This is a genomic window from Flavobacterium sp. AJR (assembly GCF_002156885.1).
Taxonomy (GTDB): Bacteria; Bacteroidota; Bacteroidia; order Flavobacteriales; family Flavobacteriaceae; genus Flavobacterium.
The window spans coordinates 1-5,800 of record NZ_NCWQ01000147.1; the positions used below are offsets into that span (position 1 = coordinate 1).

Here is a 5,800-nt window from a genome sequence, read left to right on the forward strand (position 1 = left end):
AAAACGGCTGTCAATTCAATATGTCTAGGAACGTGTTCTTCTTTTTAATGTGTCTCACTCTGTGTGACTCTCGCTTTGTTCGTTTCGTTTGTTTCTCATTGCGGGTGCAAAAGTACTCCCTTTATTTAGATTCGCAAGCCTTTTTACAGACTTTTTTGAATGTTTTTTAAAACTTTTTACTAACAACCTGATAATATAACATTTGCATTTTGTCTAGTTTTTACTTTTTTAAGTATTTTCTTATAGTATCTGTATTTTTCGCAATTTCACTATTAAAAAGACTGAGTTTTTACGAATTTCGTCACTTTAATTATTGTTTCATACCTACTATATATACGTCTAGGCGATTCAGAATTTTTAAAATCTAATCCGTTCAATAAAAATAAAGCATAAAAAAACTCCATTTGTAACAATGGAGCTTCTTGACAGTCTTTACTAACCAATTTTTTCAGGATTTGAAGCAACTGGCTAAATATACTTATTGATATTATCTCATCGTCTGCGAATTAAAGACCTATTTACGATAACTTACACATTTTCTAAGATTGTAAAACTATAAGCTAGTTTATATCAATTTTTTTAATTTTTAACTTTGATTGATTCAACATATAATATACTTTTTTTATCCCACCAGTAGGTTTTAAATTTGCATCATTTTCTTTATAAATTGGAAACTCCATTACCAACATTTGTTTATCAAAGAAATAGGTGTCATGTCCCATATATCCATCTAGTCTTCCTCCTTTTAAATATTCCTTTTCATCTAATTTTTCTTTTTCATATTCCATTAGTCTATCATCTTTGTCCGAGCCATATACATAAAAATCACCTCCACTTCCAGATCCAACAGATCGAGTAAACAAATATATCTCATCAAAACCATCGTTGTCTAAATCTTTTAGTTCTATTTTTTCAATTGGATCGATATCACTTAATTCAATGAGTTTATTTTCTTTGAATCCTTTTGTGGTAATGGTTATAGATGAAATACTTTGTCCAACTGGATGAGTTTCGGTAATAATGATAATTTTTCCTGTCTTAGTTTTAAATTCCTTGGAATCTGTATTCTTACTAATGTCTTTTGCTTCATCAATAGGTATAGACTTTCCCTCAGGATCTTTCACATAAATGTCGTCATTTGTAAAATTGAATTTATAAATTCCAGCCAGTAAAATTATTACTACAATGGCTCCAACGATCAAAATTGTTTTTTTCATTTGTTTTATTTTTTTTATGTTCTTAGATTTAAAAGATAAGTAGCCTTCGAATATCTAATCCGCTCTGTCTCTACTTATACTATCTTTAATATATTAGTTAGTCGAAATATTTGTAAATATCTTCTCCTTCCTTCAGAAAAAGCCGCTTCCGCAAGCGATTTTTCCTATTCTGTATTGCCTTAGCGGTAACAAAAGTGTAATCTGCAATTTCTTTAGTTGAAAATTTAAGTTTAAGATAAAAACAAATTTTTTGTTCGGTAATCGTTAAATCGGGTTGTATGGCAATCAATTTTAAATAAAAATCAGGATACAACTCTTTAAATACAACTACAAACAATGGATCATTCTTTTTAGCCATTTCTATTACCTCATCATAAGATGTTGTTACTTTCTGTTTTAGGGATACAATTTGAGTCGCTTTTTGTTCTATTTCTTTCTTTTTTTGTTGAGTATCTAATTTTAGTTTATTTTTATAACAAAACTGCCAATAGGAAAATACCAACAAGCTAATTATAAGTAAGCCTGCAATTATTAATAAAATCATACTTCTGTTTACTAATACTTCCTTTTCAGCTTCTGCTTTTGAAACAACATAATTAGTTGCCGCAATCATACTTTTTTGTTCTGCTATTTGAGTACTGTCTTTATAAATTAATTCTAGTTTTTGATAATCAAATACTGCCTGGTTTAAACCTTTTTCTTCTGCTATTTTTTTATATAATCCATAATTGTATTCTAGAATGTAATAAGTTTTTTCGCGTTTGGCCACGACAGTAGATTTGTCTAAATATGTAATTGCCCTAGCATAATCTTTCTTTTTATAATAAATTTCACCTAGATTACTTAGTACTATTTCTGTGCAGCTTATGTTCTTTTTTTTATAATCTAATAATGCCACTTTAAAATAGTATTCGGCTGAATCAAGTCTGCCCGCTGACATATATGTATCTCCGATATTCACCAACGCAAAATTGGGAACTCGTGGATTCTTACTAAAATAATAAGCTGCTTTTTTATGTAACTTTATAAATTCATCAACAGTTGGTTTATTCTTGAGACCAGCTGAGAAACAAGCTTTAAAACTATACACTCTACCTAAAAAACAGTATTTTGATTTTCCTTTTAAACAATTAACTCTTGTTAAGCAATTGTCTAATTGAGAGAGTGCTAATTTATTAAGGTGCATTCTCCCATGTTGAACTGCAATAACAAAATCTGCATAAAGCAAAAGAGAATCATTTCTTATTTCTTGGGCTATCTCTTTGGATTGTTCTAGATAATTTAATGCCTTGTCAAAGTCACGAAGTTTCCCTTTACAATTTCCCATGTTTAATAAAGCGAAACACGAACCTACACGATAGTCTTGTTTTAGTGCAATATGATATATATTTTTTGAAATTTCATAACCTTCATTTGGTGATTTTTTTAAATACTGATTTACCGAATTTAAAGTGCTATCTATTTCCTTTATAGTCAAATTTTTCCTTTGACCATAACTATTCCATAACCCAAAAACAATATAAAAAACAGTAAAATATAACCGTATATATTTTACTAATAAAAACTTATTTTGGGACATATTGTTTATTCATTTATTCTTTTTTTTATTAGGCATTACCTCTACTTTTACTAGTTTTACTGATCGTTGAGTACTACCAATTTTATTAATGGCTTTAATTCTTACTTTATTCTCTCGATAAATCTTATTGGCAAATTATTAAGTAAACTTTATAAAAAACACTCGCTATAAACTAAAGCGTTATTGTGATTTTACATCTAGTTTTAATAAAATCAATAATAAGGCTAATGCTATAAAAAAAGCCTTTATTTATTGTAAAAATAGACGTGGGATACTGTTTTAGGTTAAGATTTTTGTATTTATGGTAAGTACTTTTTTTCGATTTAGTGGGATTTAAAACTTTTAAAAACTGGTGTTTTATCAGCATGCAAAAATAGCATCAATAAAATTATAAATGAGTAGAACTGTGAACGATTGCTCTGTAGACTTTGTACTACAGGAATATTCCTCACAATTAATTATTGTTTTAACCTTACTTTTCAATCAAATCGAACAAGAATTAATTAACTCACAATCTTTTATTGAGATTTGTTATCTAAAAAAGAACAGCCCTAAGGCTGTTTCTTTTCTTCATTCTATACTTAACAACTTTTTATTTATAATGGTTGTCTGTACGATATACTACATTATAGCAAATCAAAGCGATCTAGATTCATTACTTTAGTCCATGCTGCAACAAAGTCAGTAACAAATTGTTTCTGAGCATCTGCACTAGCATAAACTTCGGCTAGAGCTCTAAGTTCTGAATTGGAACCAAATACAAGATCTGCACGTGTACCTGTCCATTTCACTTTTCCAGTTGCATAGTCATATCCGTTATATTCTTCTTTATCCTCAGAAACTGCTTTCCAAACAGTACCAATATCTAGCAGATTTACAAAGAAATCATTAGTTAGTACTTCAGGACGTTCTGTAAAAACACCTTTTTTAGAACCATCAAAATTGGAATCTAATACACGCATTCCTCCTACAAGTACAGTTAATTCGGGTGCTGTAAGTGTTAATAATTGTGCTTTGTCTATTAATAAAGTCTCAGTTGCAACAGCGTATTTATTTTTTTTATAGTTTCGGAAACCATCCGCTATTGGTTCCAGGAATCCAAATGATTCTACATCCGTTTGTTCTTGTGTAGCATCCATACGACCTGGTGCAAAAGGAACATTAATGTTGCTTCCAGCATCTTTGGCCGCTTTTTCTACTCCTGCATTACCTGCTAATACAATAATATCGGCAAGCGAAACTTTTTTAGTATTAGATTGTGTCTGGTTAAATTCTCTTTGGATACCTTCCAACACATTTAATACTTTTTGCAACTTCGCAGGATTATTTACTTCCCAATCTTTTTGAGGAGTTAGTCGAATACGTGAACCATTAGCCCCACCTCTTTTATCTGAACCTCTAAATGTTGAAGCTGAAGCCCATGCAGTAGATACAAGTTCTGATATGCTTAATCCAGTAGCTAATACTTTTGCTTTAAGCAATGTAATATCACTTTCGTTTATCAAGTCATGGTCAACTCTTGGAATTGGATCTTGCCAAAGCAACTCTTCCTTAGGTACATCTGTTCCAAGATATAAAGCACGTGGTCCCATATCACGATGGGTTAATTTAAACCATGCTCTGGCAAATGCATCTGCAAATTGATCAGGATTTTCTAGAAAGCGACGTGATATTTTTTCATATTCAGGATCTAATCTTAAAGATAAGTCAGTAGTTAACATCGTTGGAAGATGTTTTTTTGAACTATCATAGGCATCTGGAATAAAAGCTTCAGCATTTTTTGCTACCCACTGATGTGCACCTGCTGGACTTTTAGAAAGTTCCCATTCAAAACCGAAAAGATTTTCAAAGAAATTATTACTCCATTGAGTCGGTGTCTTTGTCCAGGTTACTTCTAAACCACTTGAGATTGTATCTGCACCTTTTCCAGAACCAAAACTATTCTTCCATCCAAAACCTTGCGTTTCAAGTCTCTCAGATTCCGGATCTCCTCCTACATGTTCGGTTGGTGCTGCTCCGTGTGTTTTACCAAAAGTGTGACCTCCTGCAATAAGAGCAACTGTTTCTTCATCATTCATTGCCATACGTCCAAAAGTATCGCGAATATCTTTGGCCGCAGCTATTGGGTCTGGTTGTCCCTCTGGTCCTTCTGGATTAACATAAATCAAACCCATTTGGACTGCTGCAAGTGGTTTTTCCAGATTACGAGCACTATTACTATCTGCATATCTTTCATCACCAGCTAACCATGTCTTTTCAGACCCCCAATATATATCTTGTTCTGGTTCCCATACATCTGTACGACCACCTGCAAAGCCAAATGTTTTGAATCCCATAGATTCCAGTGCAACATTACCTGTAAGTATCATCAAATCTGCCCATGAAATTTTTCTTCCATACTTTTGTTTGATAGGCCAAAGTAATCTTCGGGCTTTATCAAGGTTTACGTTATCTGGCCAACTATTAAGCGGAGCGAAACGCTGCTGTCCGGCTCCTGCTCCACCACGACCATCACCTACTCTATACGTACCGGCGCTATGCCATGCCATACGAATAAACAAACCTCCATAGTGTCCAAAATCTGCTGGCCACCAATCTTGTGAATCAGTCATAAGAAAATGAAGGTCTTTTTTTAGGGCTTCTAAATCTAGACTTTTAAAAGCTTCGGCATAATCGAAGTCTTCACCCATCGGGTTTGATAAAGAAGAATGTTGGCGTAGTATATTAACTTTTAATTGATTTGGCCACCAGTCTTGATTTTTTGTGCCTCCATTCGCAATACTTTGCTCTTTGCTTGAGTTGTGGAATGGACACTTACTAATATCATTTGAATTATTTTCCATTTTTTTAATGAATTTATTATTGATAACTACATTTTATAAACATAAAGGATACCCATAAAACAGCGAATTAAAGTATTTATTTTAAGATATTATTAAAATACAAATCATCTCTACTTATTTTGTAAGACCCAGTAAACAAGTTCTTTGCAAATTTACAAAAC

3 protein-coding genes are annotated in these 5,800 nt (G+C 32.1%); all 3 read right to left on the bottom strand.

What is annotated here, in order from left to right; all coding sequences use genetic code 11:
* Positions 1–560: 560 nt before the first annotated feature.
* The 3 genes from B8T70_RS22770 to katG all read right to left on the bottom strand — a co-directional run bounded on the left by B8T70_RS22770 (position 561) and on the right by katG (position 5,639).
* Positions 561–1,217 (bottom strand): hypothetical protein, encoded by a 657-nt coding sequence (locus B8T70_RS22770; protein ID WP_086896337.1) that lies wholly within the window; start codon positions 1,215–1,217, stop codon positions 561–563.
* Positions 1,218–1,314: 97 nt separating this feature from the next.
* Positions 1,315–2,694 carry a tetratricopeptide repeat protein gene (locus B8T70_RS22775; RefSeq protein WP_086896338.1) on the bottom strand — a complete coding sequence of 460 codons (1,380 nt, stop codon included), beginning with the start codon at positions 2,692–2,694 and terminating at the stop codon, positions 1,315–1,317.
* A 728-nt stretch (positions 2,695–3,422) separates the two neighbouring features.
* The gene (katG, locus tag B8T70_RS22780) at positions 3,423–5,639 is read right to left on the bottom strand and encodes a catalase/peroxidase HPI (protein ID WP_086896339.1); all 2,217 of its coding nucleotides are present in this window, start codon (positions 5,637–5,639) and stop codon (positions 3,423–3,425) included.
* Positions 5,640–5,800: the final 161 nt, after the last annotated feature.